Here is a 17,523-nt window from a genome sequence, read left to right as displayed (position 1 = left end):
TTCTTTGTATGCCACACCTCAGTTAGCCCCATTCAACTCGAAGAAGGCACCGTATCTACATCGAAGTCCGCGAAACTGTCAACGCTCCCCCTACCACATCTGAAGGCCCTACCCGCATTCCCAGAGGTTCTGGCGATCAGGCCATCCGCAACTTCCAGACCATGCAGGACACCATCCGCACCTACACCGCCCACACCTTCAACGCCTTCAACGCCTTCAAAAGCATGGCCACCACCAACGTAGACAAACGTAGACAAAGTCACCCTAGAATTGGCATCAAAGTCGCTGGCGAAGGCGGTGTCCCCTACGTCACCAAAGGCAGTGCCGAGCGCAATCTCAAAATTACCGTTGAATGCTCCTTCCCCAATCAGGACTGATTTAAATTACTCACCTGATTAGCCCGTCGCCAAATCGCCTCATGCTGCAGCTGATTAATCGCAGCATGATACGTCTCCGCATGAACCGCGACACTATGTCCCATCCACCGAGCCGCAATACTATCCGGCACTCCCAGCACTGCTGACCGTATCGCCCAAGCATGACGCAACGCATAGGGAGTATGAGGAATCTTCTTGCGTAGATTGGCACTCATCCGCTGTCCCAACTGTTGGTTATCCCTACCCTCAAATCGGATATTCGGCATAACAATAGTCTTCAGATTGAACTGATGACGCCATACATCCGGCAGTGGCCACACATCTCGACGGCCCGTCTTAGAATTATCCTGGATCGTAATCTTGCCAGTCTCCGTAGCAATCCCCTTATGATTCACAATGGCAAAAGCCTCATGGGGACGTAGGCCATAGGTGGCAACCATTCCATACACCCACTCCCACCCAGACCCCTGCAGCGACTCCCAGATCTGAACAATCTCTTCATCAGAGGGCAAATCACTCGACCTTACTGGCTTAGGGCTGTATCCCTTGCCCAAGTCACTCAGATTAATAGACAGGCCCGCAAACTTGCACAGGGCACTGAACACCATCACATCATTCTTGCGGGTCCAGCTACCTGGCTCACTACGGTCCAGGATATGCGCCCGGAGCATATCTTCTGTTAATGGTTTGTCTGGCAATGACTCCAATGGAAACTGGTAGTTGCCCCGGTAGGAACTAGCTTTAATACTGGCCTGTTTCTGCTTGGCAAACTTACGGGCAATGGCAACCGCTGATTGAGCACTGCCGTCGCCGCCACTTTCTCACTCAGACCAGTTCCAACGCTCCAAGTTAAGTTCACTTTCTGCCTTCTGTGCCCGTGCAAAAGCCACCTTTACCCCATCAGGGTTGGCATAGACACCCAGGGCAATAGTCTGTTGTCGGTTACCTCGCCCCTTGCCTGGCTTCTTGGGGAACGAAGCTCGGATCGTCAGCTTGCGATCGCGACGCATAATAACCACCCGATTCAACTGGCGGTTAGCATCCTTAATCAGCTGATCCACTCTCTCAAACTCCACGCTTCCCCCTTACACACACCAGGTGGATCAAAACCACTCAAAACTCCTTGAAATAGAGGGTTAGAAGGTGGATCAACTATTAGATCCACCCCGGATCAAGCAATATTTTCATACTTGATAGATCAGAGTGTCACACTCTAACTGGCACAATAAACACCCTGAAATCCTGATCTAATTTTGATCTAATTTTTGCGTTAAATACAGCATTTTTGCCATAAAAAGCTGCCCTATCTGACAGGTCAGATAGCAACTCAAACAACGCTGTAATGCCTGAAATAACTAACGGAGAGGGAGGGATTCGAACCCTCGGAACCTTGCGGCTCACTCGATTTCAAGTCGAGCGCAATCGACCACTCTGCCACCTCTCCAGGTAAGATAGCTTGCTGACAAGCGCCAGAAGCATCAGCTAGCCATGCTAGCCCAAATTCATCACTAAGTCTAGAGGGGGGGTAGTTTTTGATGTAGAGCCATAGAGATATTCTTCAGATACGATGGTGTCTATGTTATTGACCCAAACCAAACGGACCGTCTGGACAATACCGTGTTGCAGTGTCACCAGAGTAAAGCTGCGATGCCGGCCACTGTTGATTTCAATCACCCGAGGCACCTGGGCTCCGTTGATATACACCGTGCCGTAGTCGTCTACTACTAGACGCTCTCGCAGTCGGGTTTTATCATGCCTGAGTTCGTGGTGCATATGGCCAAAGGTAACCAGGGCTACATGCCGGTTAGATTGCTGTGCATGGGCGATCGCATCTGCAAAATCCGGATCGCCATAGTCACCGCCGCTACGTTTCCAATCTCGGCCACAGATATTATGAGCCTGGCTGCCAAAACCGGCTGGACCGTTGTGCCCCAAAAAGATGAGCGTGTCTTGTCGTGCTGCATCTACTGATGCACAGATTTTAGCCGTTGAGTCGGCAAAACTTGAAATGTTGTATCGTTCTCGATAAAACCGTTTGTAACGCCAGTTCGCACCGCCCCAGCTAAATGGACGTGCACCGACTACAGTCAGATTGCATTGGGGCACCTCCAATTTGCCAAAGCCGACATGGGAGCCACCCAAAGCGTCTAGCTGCTGTTGGACACGGTCCTCTTTGGTGTGATCATAAGGACTTTTTTTGCGGTTTTGCCGACTGGCTGTGTACCAGGCGTCGTGATTACCCAGAATGACAGCCTTAGGCACTGAGACAGCGGCTATCTGGCGGACAATGTCGATCGCTTCATTGCCAAAGTCACCGACAAACAGGGCCAGGTCTACGTTCAAAGCTTGCAAAGCATGGGCATCTGCATCGTTCCATTGGTCATGGACATCGCCGATGATAGCGATGGTTGTGGGATTTGAGATCGCGCCAGCTTTATTTGCCTCTATCGGCGTCATAAATCATTGTTTAATCTAAACATGTTCTGATTGGTCCAAGGTGCTTTTAATTCCGATGACCCAGCTGATTATTTTTACCGACCTCGACGGCACACTACTCAACAGCGAGACCTATGATTACGCTGCGACCGTACCTATTATCCAGCAATTAAAGTCATTAAAGATCCCGGTGGTACCGGTCACCAGCAAAACGCGAGCTGAGGTCTCTACGCTCCGTAAAGATGTGGGGCTGACGGATCCATTTGTGACGGAGAATGGCAGTGGTATTTTTGTTGAAGTTAATCATAATCCCTTCCCTGAACCGCCAGGAGAACAGGAGGCAGACTATTATGTAGTGGAGTTGGGCTGTCCCTATGTCCAAGCGAGAGCTGGTTTACGGGTAATTGCGAATGAGTTACGTCATTCCTTACTGGGATTTGGCGATATGACGATTACCCGATTGCAGAAGTATACGGGGCTTTCGGCTAACGATGCGCAAGAGGCTAAGGCACGCGAATTCAGTGAGCCCTTTATCACCCCTAAAGCCCTGACCGCAGGACAAATCGTTGAGGCGGTTGAATCCATGGGGTTCAAGGTCGTGGTTGGTGACCGATTTTCCCATTTGATTGGACCTGAAGCTGGTAAAGGGAATGCTGTGAAGCGTTTGGTAGCACTTTACCAAAGTATCTTGCCACCTGAGGAAACCATCGTCACCATTGGCTTAGGTAATAGCCCGAATGACTTAGATATGTTAGAGCACGTGGACCATCCAATTGTGCTGCCAGGGGTTCAAGGACCCCATCCTCAACTAGGAAATCGTAGTTGGGAAATTGCGCCATCACCGGCCCCCCAAGGGTGGGTAGAGGCTGTGACATCCATATGCCAGCAGTTTGATGTGGTTTTGAAAAATTAGGGAATGCACACTTAAGCTGGGACATCTTCTGGGTTATGCGGGGGGCAGTAGTCAGTGAGGCACTGTTCTCTGGCCTCGACTGACACCTGATCCCTACTAACTCCTGATCTCTGCTCCCTATAAAACAATTGCTCTATCTTGAAACCAACTACCTATTGAGGGCTATTTAATTAAGACATACAAAAGACCCTGCTGACATTTATGGTTAAAATAACTATAATTAAGTCACGTTGCAATTAAAATCAAACTAAAACTAGGCACGAGTTTATCTCTATGTTCACAATCGCATCAGCATCGGCCACGTTACCTAAGGATCTGTTTAGGGCCATTGAAGACTTGAAAAAAGAACTCAATGCCATTGTGTTGGCCCATTACTACCAAGAGCCTGACATCCAAGATATTGCTGACTATATTGGGGATTCGCTGGGGCTATCTCAGAAAGCGGCGGCCACTGATGCCGAGGTGATTGTGTTTGCTGGGGTGCACTTTATGGCGGAGACGGCCAAAATATTGAACCCTGACAAGTTAGTGCTGTTGCCAGATTTAGATGCAGGTTGTTCACTGGCGGATAGCTGTCCGCCGACAGAGTTTTCCAAATTTAAGGCCGCCCACCCTGATCATATTGTGGTGTCCTACATTAATTGCACCGCTGAAATTAAGGCCATGAGCGACATTATTTGTACCAGCTCAAATGCCGTAAAACTTGTGAACCAGATTCCACCGGAGCAGCCAATTATTTTTGCGCCTGACCGTAACCTAGGGCGCTACGTTGCAGCTCAAACTGGACGCGATCTAGTGTTATGGCAAGGCAGCTGCATTGTGCACGAGACCTTTTCAGAGAAGAAAATGCTGCAGCTCAAAATGGAATATCCCAATGCCGAAATTGTGGCTCACCCTGAGTGTGAAGAGGCCATTTTGCACCACGCCCACTATATTGGTTCAACCACGGCTCTGCTCAAGTATGTAGAAAGCAGCGAGATTGAGCAGTTTATTGTGGTCACAGAGGCTGGCATTATCCACCAGATGGAAAAGCAGGTGCCTCATAAGTTATTTATCCCTGCCCCACCCGATGCTAATTGCCAGTGCAACGAGTGCCCCCACATGCGTCTAAATACCTTGGAAAAGCTCTACTTAGCGATGAAAAATCGCACCCCTGAAATTACGCTGCCTGCGGACATTCAGAAAAAAGCGTTGGTGCCTATTCAACGTATGTTAACGATGAGTGCTTAGCCATGGATGTTGAGGTTTAGCCCTTCAAATGTTCTCGCAGCTGGTACGTTAGCAGATCAACCACATTACTACCCTGGGCTTGATTTTGACCAAGGGCTATTTGGGCTGATTGCTCAATCCGCTGAACGGTGCCACTCGGCAGCCCTAGCAAGTCTACTAACTTTTCATAGGTGGCTTGTTCGTCTTGGTTGATCAGATCTTCATCTGGTGTTCGAGCACTAGCACTGATCACCTCATAGCCCAGGCGTAGGACAAATTCCTTTTCTGCCTGAGTTGTGATGTTGGGGACTACCTCTTCTAGGGGAATATCCTGTACTAAATAACCTTGGAGTTCCTGTTTAACGGCCTCTTGAGCTTCAGGTGTATTGGCAAAAACCTGACTAAAGTTAGTGAGCATGACATCAGCCTCTTCTTTGGCTAAGTTGCCATCAGCCCATGCCAGTGCTAGCACGATGCGGAGCAGATTCATTTGACGAGGGGTAATAGACGGAGGCAGTTGAGTACCCATGAAGCTTCACTGTGTGGCACGGCATCTTAAGTATCTGCCTAACTTTAAGAACACCTCCGTGGGGCAAGATTTTTTTCAATATGTCGCAATAATTTGTAATCAGACTGATGCATCAGGGGGCATCAATTTGAGCTGGGAGATCTTGGTTAGTTAGGGCTCAGAAATCAGAAATCAGAAGCCAGTACCCTCCTGACTCCTGACCCCTGATGGCTATTTTGTTGGGAGCTGTCCTGATGTGAGTTGATACCCTATAACTACTTCTGTGCCAGCTGAGTCAGATGATTAAACCCTTTTAACTGAAGTGTCTGGCCATTATCACTGATGACAACCCAATCCTTTTCATGCAGCTTTTCCATAATCTTGGTTGCGTCATCTTTAGGAATATTGGCAATGGCGGCTAGATCATCAATCGTCAGGTTGAAAATTTCTGGAGCAGCGTTTGTCTTGTCGCCATAGGCTTCGGCTAGGGCGACAAGGGTATGGGCTAGCTTTACCGCCATGGGCTTGCGTCGCCGCTGAAAATGACTATTGGTATGGCGTAGTCGCTGTACCATCATCTGTAGCATGCGATGATGCAGGTGATGATCTTGAAAAAGGGTGTCGATGAAGTGCTGAGCTGGAATGCTTAGTAACTTAACCGGCGACAGAGCGACGACGTCCGTGGAGCGGGGGGACTCATCCAGGATGGCCATTTCCCCAAAGAAATCGCCTTTACCTAAAACGGCTAATGTAACGTAATCGCCACCGGTGTCATGGCGTACTTTAATCCAGCCAGCCACAATCAGGTAGATAGCATTACCCCAGGAGTCTTCCATGAGGACAGTGCGACCGGCTGGATACGTAAGTTCGGTGGATGCAGATAAAAGACCCGTTAAGGTTTCAGGATTTGCGGCATTAAAGAGTGGAAATAGTTCACTTAGGAGATCGGGCCGCATGGACTTTTTCAGGGTAAGTGTAGTCATATAGTAGATCTACGCGTGAGCAGCAATGCCACAAAAAGCAGGGTGGATGTATTTTCTTAGATACTCTCTGTGTTTGTTAAAAAATCGATAAAGTTGAACAAATAACTAGGTAGGGTTACGGAAATAGCTGTTGGACATCAACGAGCGATATTCGTAATTTTCATTACAGAGGTTAGGAAATGTGACATCCCATAGTCTACCCAGCTTAAGTGCGTTATACACGTTATCTAGGGGGAGGGGTCACAGCCTCAATGGGTGAGGGCCAATTGGTGGGTATGCTAAAAAAAATACATCCTGGTTTGGTTGCTGTCAGTGTATTTAAGGATTTTATTAGCCAGTTGGAATAAACGAACCGCCAATGGCTATTCCTTGCTCAGAATTTCTAATTTACAGCAAACGCTATCCCTAAAAAAATCCCAATGAGCTAATCGGCTCATTGGGAATATAGATGACACAAACGTGTCAGAGGATTAAAAAAGGGAACACAAACCAGCCAAGTGTCAAGCAAAAAATCGATAAGATTAACTGCAAACTTGCTTGTTGTATTTATATGTCCTTAGTTTAGTCGGATAAATTAAGGGGTGTTTACGCAATATAGCTGAAGTTTTCTTGATAAAACGGCTGAAATGTTGAGTTCGAGAACAGACAATGGGATGCCAATGCTGACGACGCTACTTAAAGCCTTGCCTAGTGGGCATATTCACTCACGTAGCTGTGCTGGGTGCATTTCTAAATCAGCAACGGCAAAGTTTGCCTAGCTGCTAACTGGCAAACTCCTTTATAGATGCTTTTCTAGGGTTGCACTAAACTCGCTGTAGGGCTTGGCTCCGATGACGGTGTCTATCTGTTCCCCTTGTTTGAAGAATAGAACGGCGGGAATACTTTTGATGCCAAATCGCTTAGCAACGGGCTTATTGGCATCAATATCAAGTTTGGCAACTGTAATTTTCTCACCGTACTCTTCTGCAAGCTGATCCATTAATGGGCCAACGAGTTTACATGGACCACACCAAGAGGCTGTGAAGTCTATGACAACTAGAGGCTTACTGGTAATGAGATTGTCGAGAGCGGCTTCATCGGGGATGTAGTCGGTGGCCATGGTGGAAATGCTCCAAAGGTGCAGAATATTGCGATCGCAACTCCTATCATAACCATAGATGGTTACATTCACCTAATCACAGCTACTTTCAGCTATTCCTTGTAACATCCCTCGATGAAACCGTTTAACTGCAAGGGCTTAAACAGCCACGAAGTTCACCAATTTACCTGGCACCACAATTACCTTTTTAATCTCCTTGCCTGCAAGATGTTTTTGGGCAATGTCCGATGCGCGGGCATACTGCTCTAGCTCATCCTTGCTAGCACTGGCAGGAACGGCAATGGTGCCTCGGGTTTTACCCTTAATTTGGATCACTAGGGTAATCTCATCGGCTACCAAGGCACTTTCCTCAAAGGTAGGCCAGCTTTGGCGGTGAACCGACTCGCTAAAGCCCAACTTTTGCCACAGCTCTTCGGCAATGTGGGGCGCAAAGGGGGCCAAAAGAAGTACTAAGGTTTGCACACCCTCAGCATAGACATCACTGTCTTGTTGTTTGGCATCTTTGAGAGCGTTGCTCAGCTTCATCAGCTCAGACACGGCTGTGTTGAACTGGTAGCCTTCCTCAACATCTTCTGAGACTTCCTTAATAGCCGTATGAATAGCCCGCCGCAAGTCTTTGTCAGCCTTGTTGAGACTGCTTTGATCCACATTGGTAATCCGTCTTTTGCTGCCATGGGTCTCTGCAAAGCCGTTTACCAACAGCCATACTCGATTCAAAAAACGGAACTGACCTTCCACATCGGCATCATCCCATTCCAAATCTTTCTCAGGTGGTGCTTTAAAGAGGATAAACATGCGGGCGGTGTCGGCCCCATACTTGCCGAGCACCACACGGGGTTCCACGCCGTTATACTTCGACTTGGACATTTTTTCGTAGAACACCTGCAGTGGGTCGTCGGTTTCAGGATCTTTGGGCTCGTTTAGATCGGCGATGTCGCCAGGGGCGATGTACTTACCAGTGGTGGGGTTTTTGTAGGTGATGGCCTGCACCATACCCTGGGTCAACAGTCGCTGGAAGGGTTCGTCAATGGAGACGAGGTTGCGATCTCGCAACACCTTGGTAAAGAACCGGGAATACAACAGGTGCAAAATGGCATGCTCAATACCGCCCACATATTGATCTACTGCGAGCCAGTCATTCGCCTTGTTTTTTGCAAAGGGCAACTCTTCATTCTTGGCATCGGCATAGCGCAAGAAATACCAGGACGAATCGATAAACGTATCCATCGTGTCCGTTTCTCGCTTGGCATCTGCGCCACAGCTGGGGCACTGGCAATTAATCCAGTCGGTCATCTTAGCTAACGGTGAACCACCGCGAGCACTAAATTCCACATCCTCAGGCAAGACCACGGGGAGCTGATCGGCAGGTACGGGCACCGTGCCGCAACTATCGCAGTAGATCATGGGGATGGGCACACCCCAATAGCGCTGGCGAGAAATCAACCAGTCTCGCAGACGATAGTTGGCTGTGCCTTCCCCCTTATTGTTATCCTCTAACCACTTAATTGCGGCAGGAACACTCTGGCCTTCCCCTTTACCCGCAGGAATCCCGTCCAGAGGACCCGAGTTAACCATCACGCCATCGTGGGAATAGGCTTCCTCCATGGAGTTCGACTCCAAGGCTTCTCCCTCGGGTTGCACCACCACATGGATCGGTAAATCAAACTTACGAGCAAACTCAAAGTCTCGCTGGTCATGGGCAGGCACTGCCATAATTGCACCAGTACCATAATCCATCAACACATAGTCAGCAATCCAAATGGGAATTTTCTGGTGGTTAACTGGATTGATGGCATAGCTTCCAGTCCACACGCCAGTTTTCTCACGGTTTTCAGCAGTGCGATCCATCTCACTCATGCCTGCTGCCGTATCTTGGTAGGCCTTAATGGCATCTGTCTGGTCAACTGTAGTGAGTTTTTCCACCAGCGGATGCTCCGGAGACAGCACCATAAAGGATGCACCCCAAAGCGTATCTGGGCGAGTGGTGTAAATTTTGATATCGTCACCGTCCTCAGTGGTAAATACCACGTGGGCTCCAGTGGACTTACCAATCCAGTTGGCCTGCATAAGCTTGACTCGTTCGGGCCAGCCATCAAGCTGATCGAGATCGCTCAACAACTGGTCAGCGTAGTCCGTAATTTTGAGGAACCACTGACGCAACAACTTACGCTCCACCTTTGCACCCGAGCGCCAGGATCGGCCTTCACTATCAACCTGTTCATTTGCCAATACAGTCTGGTCGATGGGGTCCCAGTTAACAGCGGCTTCCTTTTGGTAAGCCAAGCCCGCTTCGTAAAACTGCAAGAAGATCCACTGGGTCCAGCGGTAATAGTCTGGCGAGCAAGTAGCCACTTCCCGTTCCCAGTCATAGGAAAGACCCAACTCTTTAAGCTGCTCTCGCATTTGGCCAATATTCTGATACGTCCATTTGGCCGGAGGAATGCCACGGTCAATAGCCGCGTTTTCTGCGGGTAGACCAAACGCATCCCAACCCATGGGATGAAGCACGTTATAGCCCTGCATGCGACGCACACGAGCAATGACATCCGTAATCGTGTAGTTACGCACATGCCCCATGTGCAGGTTGCCAGAAGGATAGGGGAACATGGATAGGGCATAGAATTTTTTCTGCCCTGGGTTCGCAGGTGTCTTATCTAGCCCCTGCTCTACCCAATGCTGCTGCCATTTTTTCTCGATGTCTGCTGGATTGTATCGAGACTCCACGTTTGGTTTCCCCTTCCTAATAAATGTTTTCCGTTAGATACATCTGCGGATGCCCACTTTCGGCAACCTTGCAGAATTGCATAATCAATTCTAGTCGTCTGGTGACCATCTGGATGGAATTGGAACTGCATCGAGCAAAAAAGTTTTGAGTGGTTTGGCAAGTAGTCGTTGAATGTAGGCGTTATCAGAAATGATACGTATCGGTGAGCTAAAGGCTAAAAATTGGCTTATCAGCTATATAAATGGAGGTTGTTGCCGATCCAAATCATGATTCCATCCGGCAAATTTTAAGTAGATACGTTTCAAGTAGATACGTATATGACGGGAGTGGATGATGCCAATGCGTTCACCGCCGCAATTCTGTTTTAAGGTATGCGCAATGGGAACCTTCGTTGAATCTAGGCAAGATTGGATTAATTCTATAGATGGGATAAATGGTTGAGGGTACTCATCTCCTAGAGAGAAGGGTTTAGGATGAGAGTCAAGTCAAGATTCAGATTATCTTTCAAGTAATAATCTTCTGGATTTACATGCACGATACCTTCTAAACATAAGAATGCCTTACAACCAAAATCTACATTAATTGCTCGGCTGGTTAGCCTTTATTCCTGTTACTTAGCTTTGGCCTCGTTTCCTATCTATCTATCTATGTCAGTCAGCATCAACGATCCGATCTCTAAAGTTACTTCTAATTTAGTACCCGACTACATTCAGGAGCGGCGTGCTGTAGTCTTTCTAGTCTTATCAGGCTTATTCCTTGGCACCTTGGGAATGCTGAATATTCTTGGAATTAGCCGGTTTGTCAACATTTTCACTTGGAATGATTTTGCCATTACTGTGGCCGTAGGAGCACTACCCTATCCGCTTACATTTTTATGTACTGACCTAATTTCTGAACTATATGGTCGTAATCGGGCCAATCAGGTAGTTTGGGTAGGACTGTTGCTTAACCTATGGGTTGTATTTATTGTTTGGCTGGGGGGGGTTTTACCAGGGTTTGAAGCAGTTGATCCCACCACAGGGGAATTGGTAAAGGATGCAGCTGAACGTCTTCCCATTTTCTTCGAGATTCGGAATCTTACCTTTGGCACAGTAACAGCCTCAATGATCGCATACCTAACGGCTCAGTTTGTGGATGTGCAGCTGTTTCATTTTTGGAAAGAGTTAACCCAGGGAAAATATTTGTGGTTACGAAACAATGGCTCCACATTGATCAGTCAGTTGGTGGATACGGCGGCGGTGGTGCTGATTACTCATTTTTTTGCTGGTGTCTTGCCAATTGATCCGACCCAGGATCTTTGGACTCAGCTACTGCTGTTTATTGGTTATGGCTATGTATTTAAACTGGTAGCAGCCCTATTGGATACGGGGCCATTTTATCTGTGCGTGTATTGGTTATCGAACTACCTGCAATTAGAGTCTCCGGTCTTTAGAAAATCATTTAAGTGAACAGCAACTAGTGATCCCAAGTTCACCTAGAAGACACCTGATCAGGCATCTAAATTCTTGGAGATTTCAAAGCAATCAAACGCATCACTCACCAGGGGACTCGAATATGACGATACCAGGCCATAGGGAGATTGGCGCAACGTTGGGAGTGGCAGAGTTTGAGGTGATTTTTGAGAGACCATAGACACTTAACTCACATTTTGCTAAAAAGCCCACGTAGATGGCTTGAGTGTCTATATCTATCTATGGTTACTCAAGCATATTTGAACAGATTGCTTATTAAGGGGCTGCTATTACCAGGTTTGCGCTCTTAAATGAGAAACATTAAAGCCCATCAGAAACTTTGATGAAGCTATTCTTACCTTTGACCTAAATATGCCGTCAAGCAACCATCTGCAGAGGCTTTCATAAGCACACCATCTCGGTGAATTAGATTATTGAAGAATCTCAGAGATTTGAAGAAACGCTAGGATAGCAACTAAAAAGTAAGTATCACCCTTTCGAGGATTTATCTAGCCAATTAGTTCGCATGAACTACTTCTCATTTGTCAATCAATTGTCGATCAAAGAAAATTATGGGAAAAGCTGCTCACTGAAGCGGATTATGAGGTTTTTACTGGCCTCGATCTCACTGATTTTGATCTATTGTCGTTGGAGGAAGCTACACATTTTATATAGGTTTAGCATCTAAAATATTGCCAAAAGTCAAATGGCTGTAGAGAATAAGAAGTAGGATAGAAGCCCTAACCTACTTACGAAAAGCAATCTGTGGTTAAAAAAGCATTGAAATTTATTCGCCTTCGAGATTCAACTGTTTGTAGAGAAAAAGAGAGATCAGGGAAAACTTTAATCTGTCAGTATTTTGGTGATTAGTGTTTTGAAGTGCTGAGATTGCGGTATGCTTGATTACTCTCCAAAGTCACACATTAAGACGTCAATTGACTTCATCTTTGAACTTTAGACCCCATAGAGGAAACGTAACATGTCAGTAACTGTGCTTCCTCAGCTTGTAGAAGCTGAGTCCCTTTTGTCTTCGCAAGAAGCTGCATTAATGCAACAACTTGCTGAAATTCAGGAGCAACGTAAAGGCTTACAGACAGTCATTGCAATGTTTGACTCATCAGCCGATAACGGTCAACTTGCTGCCGTGGTAGCTCCTGTTATTAAAGAAGCCATTGCATCTACTAAAGCCGAAGCTGCTGAAGAGACTGTGGCTGCGAAGCTCGCCAGGGTGACAAAATCAAAGATTGCCGCTGATGAACCAAAGCCCACCAAAGCACGGCAAACAAGCACTGTGAAAAAATCTGCTCCAACCAAAAAGGCAGATGGTCGATCAGCGCGGTGGCAACGGTATGTACTTGAGAAGTATCGCCAGCAACGGTTGCCTGATGTTGTGACTGATGTCTTAAAGACTAAGCCTAAGGATAGCTTTAAGATTACCGATGTGATGTTGAGTATTTTTGAAGAGGATATGCCAAAGCCTCAGTACTTAAAGGCACGTAGCCGCGTTTCGAATATCCTGTCGGCAGGTGCTCGTGATGGTGACTGGTATCGTGGCCGTGGCGGTACTTATAGCCTGTCTAAAAAGGCAGTTAAGACTAGATAGAGCCCCACACGCTCTCTGAATAATAGGAAACGTGCTGTCGAAGGATTTACCATCGGCAGCACGTTTCCTGTTGTAGCGGTGTATGTTTGAGTGACGTGAGAAATAGTATCTCTTTCCTCAATCCATACGTTACTTAATAATGATTGGAGAACTCATGGAAGAGGCAGTACCACTCCTTGGACTCAATGTATACGGCTACTGTGCTGTTAAAGGTAGATTTTCCAGATGGGAACCATTGATGTTTTTGTTTACGGTACGCTCAAGCCGGAAGGCATCTATTATCAGCAATATTGCGCCGCTTATTTAAAGCAATCTCAGCCTGCCCAGGTGCAGGGTCTGCTCTACGACTTACCGCATCTAGGCTACCCAACTATGACAATGGGAGATGGTTGGGTTAAAGGGTATTTATTGACCCTAGATGCAACCGCCATGGCAAGACTGGACTATTTAGAAGGTTATAATCCCGATGAGTATCAGAATATGAGCATTGATGATATTGAGGAAGAATATACACGTCAACGGACAATGGTTTTTAATTTAGCTGGTCAGCCTATTGGTGAAGCTTGGATATATTTAATGGATAAACCACCTGTAGGGGCGGTTTGGGTAGCGTCAGGAGAGTGGGAAGCGTACGCTAAATAAAGAAAATTTAACTTCTACAAATCATGATTACTAGTAACGCATCAAATTCAAAATTTGCGTTAGGGCAGTGAATCGTGGGTAATGATTAGTGATGTGTTCTTTTTATGTCATCCGCAGTCTGAGATTTTAAATTAATTCGTAAATTATGGGTAAAACAGAATGGGAAAAGATGTTAGCAAATGAGCCCTATCTGTCGACCGATCCAGAGTTGGTATCTATGCGACATAAGACACAGGGTCTTTTGCATGTATTAAACATGACCCCTCCTGATAATTTGAGGGAGCGCCAGAAAATCATTCAATCACCTTTTAGTGATCTTGGACCTGGGTTTGAAATAAATCCACCTTTTTACTGTGACTATGGCCACCATATTCGGGCTGGCAAAAATCTTTACATCAATTTCAACTGCACTATTCTCGATTGTAATTGGGTGACCATTGGTGATGATGTCTTAATGGCTCCGAACGTACAGATTTATACAGCCTATCATCCGACTGATCCGGCAGTGCGGATGACGGGTGTAGAGATGGCTGCGCCTATTACCATTGGCAATAATGTGTGGCTTGGTGGTGGAGCAATTATTTGCCCCGGTGTCACTATTGGAGATAACAGCAGTATTGGTGCAGGTAGTGTTGTTACTAAAAACATTCCGGCCAATAGTGTAGCTGTGGGTAATCCTTGCCGCGTGATTCGACTTTTGCACAGAGAGCCCTAGGGCACTGAGCAGCACTGAACTAACACCTAGCCATTGGATAGCATGCGTTTGTGTTATTGAGCAGGGGCAGGATAACGATAAGTTGCCTGATAATGGTTACTCATGAGCTCTAAATCAGGCAATGTTTGTTGACAGTGCTCAATTTCCTGTTAGAGACTAGTCTTTTAGAGCTTCCGACGCAAAAATGTTGCTGCGATTGAATGATTCAACAGCTACACGAATATAGGCTGAGATAAACTTAAACCGATTGGCAGTTTGATCAGGCACAAAAGTCTTACTAAACAGAATAACTGCAAACAGCTCATTAGATGGCAACATACCGCCAAATCCCAGAACTGATTTTACCCGATAGGGGACAACAAACTTTTTCTGCGCAGGAATATAGGGACTATTTAGAGCAGTTGGTACATAAAAAACATTAAATGCTTTATGGGGACTTTTGGTAATTAAGGAAGAATTGGTATCAACTACTGTACTGACTTTTAATCCAAACTGCTGGATCAGTTGAAAAACCATTGGTGCCTGTCGTACAAAATCTTCGTCTATCAGAGGAATAGCCTGATGACCGTTAGATTTGTATCGAGAATTCCATTGAGGCTCATCACCTGCTGTGGCCATTAATGTCAGACATTTTGTCGAAGGAGGAACATATCGTTCTTGGGCGATTGATTGCGCTTCTCTCTGGAGTTGTGGATTCAGTTCTCTAAAAGGGTGAGTTTTAAAGAAGCGAACAAGGGCCAATTCCTGATCGCCAGTGCGTGAGTCAAGAAAACTGTCGTAAATATAACGCACAATGCGATTGGCAGCATCTTCCATATTCTGTGACTCGTACTCTAGGTTGCGAAGAGCAACAGCGCAATGGGAAACATCGGCATTTGTAAAGGTTTCAAGACTGTACATTGTTTAAATGACTAAATATTTTTTTGAATATGAGCGCTTGTCTATTGTTCTTATGAACAGATGTTAACCCGGAGATTTTTTTAGAAACTCAGAGGTAGACACTAGAAACTTGTTACTCAGAATACCTATATTTATCAAGCACCTAAGACATCTACCTATTTCTCACTGACGGACCGCATAGAGACTTTTAAAATAGATGCATGGAATTGATATGATGGCTCCACAGAATTGTATAATAGGCTACCGAAATAGATATTTAGATATCTCCATTAACTTGTTGCATCTCTATTCAAAACATAGAAGTATGTCTTTGTTGTGATACTTCTATGAATACTTTCGATAGAGCTATTAATAGACCTTTGATAGGCTACCGGCTAACCAACTGAATCGGCCATGGAAAGAGTTGCTTCAATGGTTAGCATTGCAGTTGTCCTGGGAGTCGGAGCCCATGGGCTCTGGGCTTAGCTTTGTTATGGTGGCTCAAATGGAACAATCCTGTCACTGCTAGGTGCGAACCTTATCTTCGAGGCGAATCCCCCATAAAGCTGGGTGGAGACTAAGGCTCGGTAACACCAGCAATAGCCATTTGGCGAATTTAAACAAAAACAACACCCAAACAGTTATCAAAACCATTTCTCTCATACCATGCGCTTAACTTAGAGATGTGTTGAAATCGGTTAAATAGCAACAACAGTGCTCCCATTAGCTTATTAGAGAAAATATTGATAACACAATTGAGTGCTGCTTTTGATTTGACGAGACAGATTCTTGTGATTCAGCTATGTTAACCTCCTCAGCCTTTACAGGCCTTTTTGATTTAATCTGTCAGGGGAACTTTCGCTCCACCCACAATATAGATCCCTTCACCAATAGGTTGGGACTGATGAGATGAAAGTTCACAGTTGTAAGTTGTAATATATAGCTTGGCACAGCCTCTCTTTTGGAAATATGCATTCAGCAGTTTGCTATACATCTCTCCGCAGAATATGTAAGCCTCTGGAATAACCTGGGTTTGCAAGTTTGGGTGAGACTATTTTTTCACAGAGGCATAATTGTTGTGAGCTGCTTTAAGTAAGTCTTTTATTGCTGGCAAAACAGCATCAGCCTAAACCTAAGGTTAAAGCTATAGAACTCAATCAATTAATCTTGCTACAGAGATTAGTCAGTCAGTGCAACATCACACTACAATTCCACAGCTAAGTTGTTGTTTTGATAGGTAAGTTTACTCACCAGTAGACAACATTGAACTGTTCTGTAGCAACGTCGCAATTTCTGTATGGCAAGTTTGGGTCAACCTTTTAACTTCAGTATTTGAACGACTATTTCGATAGCTCGCTCTATGTTTAGCGGTTATCCATAGAGGTTGTCCAATAATCACGTGGACCTGCCGATAATAAATGGCAGGGTGCTATCCAGGTCGATGGAATAAGGGTTCAGAGGGAGCTAACCATTGGAATAATTTAAATGGAGCAATGGGGGTAATGATTTCCTTGGTAGGTGCGATCGCAACCGGTATAATTGCCAAACGCTCCATAGAAGACTGTAGAGCCAGATGAGCAAATCCTCTATGGAAAGGTCCCACTTGCCGAGTTAGTAGGGGTTGAATCATCGGTCGGGCTCCTTCAGGAAAGAGACCCACAACCTCACCGGCCTGCAATAACGGCATCGCCTTTTGGAAAAGTGCCTTGGGATGTTGCCCCGGAGGAGCTAAGGGAAAACATCCCAAGGCATTTATCACTTGCTTGATGCCCTGGGTCTGTCCCATAAAATGATGACAGGCAAACCTCACTGGACGTCCCACAGCCGTCATCAACAACGGCACATCCAGCAAACTTCGGTGGTTGCTAATAATGATCAAGGCCCCCGTTGTCGGTATTCTCCGCTGATGGTGAATAGTTAGTTGAGAGCCAGCTAGCCTGAGCAGATTTCGCGACAAAGGTAGGAGCGTATCACCTGCCATAG

General features: G+C 46.1%; 16 protein-coding genes and 1 tRNA gene. 7 read left to right on the top strand and 10 right to left on the bottom strand.

Translation table 11 applies throughout. The features are described 5' to 3' along the window. Nucleotides 1-53: 53 nt before the first annotated feature. Nucleotides 54-377, top strand: a complete 324-nt coding sequence (locus SPB21_RS02165) for a CU044_2847 family protein (protein ID WP_499868660.1) — start codon at nt 54-56, stop codon at nt 375-377. Here the strand turns inward: SPB21_RS02165 and SPB21_RS02160 are convergent. From SPB21_RS02160 to SPB21_RS02145, 4 genes are all read right to left on the bottom strand, one after another. Then, complete coding sequence (locus SPB21_RS02160) at nt 368-1,159, bottom strand: site-specific integrase (RefSeq protein ID WP_499868658.1); 792 nt, start codon at nt 1,157-1,159, stop codon at nt 368-370. The two genes, SPB21_RS02165 and SPB21_RS02160, sit on opposite strands and share 10 nt — an antisense overlap. Nucleotides 1,160-1,198: 39 nt before the next feature. Then, a complete protein-coding gene (locus tag SPB21_RS02155; protein WP_499865258.1) occupies nt 1,199-1,453 on the bottom strand; it encodes a hypothetical protein in 255 nt (84 codons plus the stop codon). 283 nt (nt 1,454-1,736) lie between these two features. Continuing rightward, nucleotides 1,737-1,821, bottom strand: a tRNA-Ser gene (locus SPB21_RS02150). Nucleotides 1,822-1,868: 47 nt separating this feature from the next. Further along, nucleotides 1,869-2,834 (bottom strand): TIGR04168 family protein, encoded by a 966-nt coding sequence (locus SPB21_RS02145; RefSeq protein ID WP_499865256.1) that lies wholly within the window; start codon nt 2,832-2,834, stop codon nt 1,869-1,871. 55 nt (nt 2,835-2,889) lie between these two features. Between SPB21_RS02145 and SPB21_RS02140 the strand changes: the two genes are divergently transcribed. Continuing rightward, nucleotides 2,890-3,726 (top strand): HAD-IIB family hydrolase, encoded by an 837-nt coding sequence (locus SPB21_RS02140; protein WP_499865255.1) that lies wholly within the window; start codon nt 2,890-2,892, stop codon nt 3,724-3,726. Nucleotides 3,727-3,999: 273 nt separating this feature from the next. Further along, nucleotides 4,000-4,956 carry a quinolinate synthase NadA gene (gene nadA, locus SPB21_RS02135; RefSeq protein WP_163670968.1) on the top strand — a complete coding sequence of 319 codons (957 nt, stop codon included), beginning with the start codon at nt 4,000-4,002 and terminating at the stop codon, nt 4,954-4,956. A gap of 16 nt (nt 4,957-4,972) precedes the next feature. Here nadA and SPB21_RS02130 read toward each other — a convergent pair whose 3' ends face one another. The 4 genes from SPB21_RS02130 to leuS form a co-directional block, all read right to left on the bottom strand. Next, complete coding sequence (locus tag SPB21_RS02130) at nt 4,973-5,464, bottom strand: tellurite resistance TerB family protein (RefSeq protein WP_163670966.1); 492 nt, start codon at nt 5,462-5,464, stop codon at nt 4,973-4,975. Nucleotides 5,465-5,718: 254 nt separating this feature from the next. Beyond that, entirely contained in the window at nt 5,719-6,399 is a 681-nt protein-coding gene (locus SPB21_RS02125) for a Crp/Fnr family transcriptional regulator (protein ID WP_163671867.1), read from the bottom strand. Between the two features lie 805 nt (nt 6,400-7,204). Then, nucleotides 7,205-7,525 (bottom strand): thioredoxin, encoded by a 321-nt coding sequence (gene trxA, locus SPB21_RS02120; RefSeq protein WP_163671866.1) that lies wholly within the window; start codon nt 7,523-7,525, stop codon nt 7,205-7,207. Nucleotides 7,526-7,663: 138 nt separating this feature from the next. Further along, complete coding sequence (leuS, locus tag SPB21_RS02115) at nt 7,664-10,249, bottom strand: leucine--tRNA ligase (protein WP_163670964.1); 2,586 nt, start codon at nt 10,247-10,249, stop codon at nt 7,664-7,666. 648 nt (nt 10,250-10,897) lie between these two features. On the opposite strand from leuS, the gene SPB21_RS02110 reads away from it, so the two are divergent. The 4 genes from SPB21_RS02110 to SPB21_RS02095 all read left to right on the top strand — a co-directional run bounded on the left by SPB21_RS02110 (nt 10,898) and on the right by SPB21_RS02095 (nt 14,661). Next, nucleotides 10,898-11,698: a queuosine precursor transporter gene (locus SPB21_RS02110; protein ID WP_163670962.1), complete on the top strand. Its 801-nt coding sequence runs from the start codon at nt 10,898-10,900 to the stop codon at nt 11,696-11,698. A gap of 982 nt (nt 11,699-12,680) precedes the next feature. Continuing rightward, nucleotides 12,681-13,304, top strand: coding sequence for a hypothetical protein (locus SPB21_RS02105; RefSeq protein ID WP_163670960.1), 624 nt, complete (start codon nt 12,681-12,683; stop codon nt 13,302-13,304). A gap of 225 nt (nt 13,305-13,529) precedes the next feature. Continuing rightward, entirely contained in the window at nt 13,530-13,946 is a 417-nt protein-coding gene (locus tag SPB21_RS02100) for a gamma-glutamylcyclotransferase family protein (protein WP_499057335.1), read from the top strand. A 145-nt stretch (nt 13,947-14,091) separates the two neighbouring features. Further along, nucleotides 14,092-14,661 (top strand): sugar O-acetyltransferase, encoded by a 570-nt coding sequence (locus tag SPB21_RS02095; protein ID WP_499865254.1) that lies wholly within the window; start codon nt 14,092-14,094, stop codon nt 14,659-14,661. Between the two features lie 156 nt (nt 14,662-14,817). On the opposite strand, the gene SPB21_RS02090 is transcribed toward SPB21_RS02095, so the two are convergent. Continuing rightward, entirely contained in the window at nt 14,818-15,561 is a 744-nt protein-coding gene (locus tag SPB21_RS02090; RefSeq protein WP_163700870.1) for a hypothetical protein, read from the bottom strand. Between the two features lie 1,408 nt (nt 15,562-16,969). After that, nucleotides 16,970-17,521, bottom strand: a complete 552-nt coding sequence (locus SPB21_RS02085; RefSeq protein ID WP_499865252.1) for a lysophospholipid acyltransferase family protein — start codon at nt 17,519-17,521, stop codon at nt 16,970-16,972. Nucleotides 17,522-17,523: the final 2 nt, after the last annotated feature.

It is taken from the genome of Leptothoe sp. ISB3NOV94-8A (assembly GCF_043421595.1).
GTDB lineage: Bacteria > Cyanobacteriota > Cyanobacteriia > Phormidesmidales > Phormidesmidaceae > Leptothoe > Leptothoe turfae.
This window is presented reverse-complemented; position numbering and strand designations above follow the sequence as displayed.

Bases quoted from the DNA above. Each gene is read 5' to 3' on its own strand.
- SPB21_RS02145 (WP_499865256.1), bottom strand. From the start codon at position 2,834: ATGACGCCGATAGAGGCAAATAAAGCTGGCGCGATCTCAAATCCCACA.
- SPB21_RS02140 (WP_499865255.1), top strand. From the start codon at position 2,890: ATGACCCAGCTGATTATTTTTACCGACCTCGACGGCACACTACTCAAC.
- nadA (WP_163670968.1), top strand. From the start codon at position 4,000: ATGTTCACAATCGCATCAGCATCGGCCACGTTACCTAAGGATCTGTTT.
- SPB21_RS02130 (WP_163670966.1), bottom strand. From the start codon at position 5,464: ATGGGTACTCAACTGCCTCCGTCTATTACCCCTCGTCAAATGAATCTG.
- SPB21_RS02125 (WP_163671867.1), bottom strand. From the start codon at position 6,399: ATGCGGCCCGATCTCCTAAGTGAACTATTTCCACTCTTTAATGCCGCA.
- trxA (WP_163671866.1), bottom strand. From the start codon at position 7,525: ATGGCCACCGACTACATCCCCGATGAAGCCGCTCTCGACAATCTCATT.
- SPB21_RS02110 (WP_163670962.1), top strand. From the start codon at position 10,898: ATGTCAGTCAGCATCAACGATCCGATCTCTAAAGTTACTTCTAATTTA.
- SPB21_RS02105 (WP_163670960.1), top strand. From the start codon at position 12,681: ATGTCAGTAACTGTGCTTCCTCAGCTTGTAGAAGCTGAGTCCCTTTTG.
- SPB21_RS02100 (WP_499057335.1), top strand. From the start codon at position 13,530: ATGGGAACCATTGATGTTTTTGTTTACGGTACGCTCAAGCCGGAAGGC.
- SPB21_RS02095 (WP_499865254.1), top strand. From the start codon at position 14,092: ATGGGTAAAACAGAATGGGAAAAGATGTTAGCAAATGAGCCCTATCTG.
- SPB21_RS02090 (WP_163700870.1), bottom strand. From the start codon at position 15,561: ATGTACAGTCTTGAAACCTTTACAAATGCCGATGTTTCCCATTGCGCT.
- SPB21_RS02085 (WP_499865252.1), bottom strand. From the start codon at position 17,521: ATGGCAGGTGATACGCTCCTACCTTTGTCGCGAAATCTGCTCAGGCTA.